Raw genomic sequence first — 534 nt, 5'->3', positions numbered from 1 at the left:
CGGCTCATTTATTATATCTTAATGCGGGTTAAGGGACTTGAACCCCCACGCCGTTAAGCGCCAGATCCTAAATCTGGTGCGTCTGCCAATTCCGCCAAACCCGCATATATGACCCGTACTGGGCTCGAACCAGTGACCCATTGATTAAAAGTCAATTGCTCTACCAACTGAGCTAACGAGTCTAAAATAACTTCCGTTATCTTAAACGGTCCCGACGGGAATCGAACCCGCGATCTTCGCCGTGACAGGGCGACGTGATAACCGCTACACTACGGGACCTTTGGGAGTTAACGGGATCGAACCGCTGACCCTCTGCTTGTAAGGCAGATGCTCTCCCAGCTGAGCTAAACTCCCTAGAGCTAAGCGACTTCCATATCTCACAGGGGGCAACCCCCAACTACTTCCGGCGTTCTAGGGCTTAACTTCTGTGTTCGGCATGGGTACAGGTGTATCTCCTAGGCTATCGTCACTTAACTCTGAGTAATACCTACTCAAAATTGAATATCTATTCAAATCAAGAAAACCGTTCGCTTT

General features: G+C 49.1%; 4 tRNA genes and 1 rRNA gene. All 5 read right to left on the bottom strand.

The annotated features are described in order from the left end of the window. Positions 1-22: 22 nt before the first annotated feature. Positions 23-104: transfer RNA gene (locus HT703_RS10390), tRNA-Leu, on the bottom strand. Positions 105-109: 5 nt separating this feature from the next. Beyond that, positions 110-182, bottom strand: a tRNA-Lys gene (locus tag HT703_RS10385). Positions 183-206: 24 nt separating this feature from the next. Continuing rightward, positions 207-279, bottom strand: a tRNA-Asp gene (locus tag HT703_RS10380). Positions 280-281: 2 nt separating this feature from the next. Further along, positions 282-354 (bottom strand) — tRNA-Val (locus tag HT703_RS10375). Positions 355-358: 4 nt separating this feature from the next. Then, positions 359-474, bottom strand: a 5S ribosomal RNA gene (rrf, locus tag HT703_RS10370). Positions 475-534 lie beyond the last annotated feature (60 nt).

This window comes from Streptococcus sp. 3874 (genome assembly GCF_013276425.1).
Classification (GTDB): Bacteria; Bacillota; Bacilli; order Lactobacillales; family Streptococcaceae; genus Streptococcus; species Streptococcus pseudopneumoniae.
The sequence above is the reverse complement of the archived record's forward strand: the minus strand, read 5'-3'. Positions and strand labels throughout refer to the sequence as shown.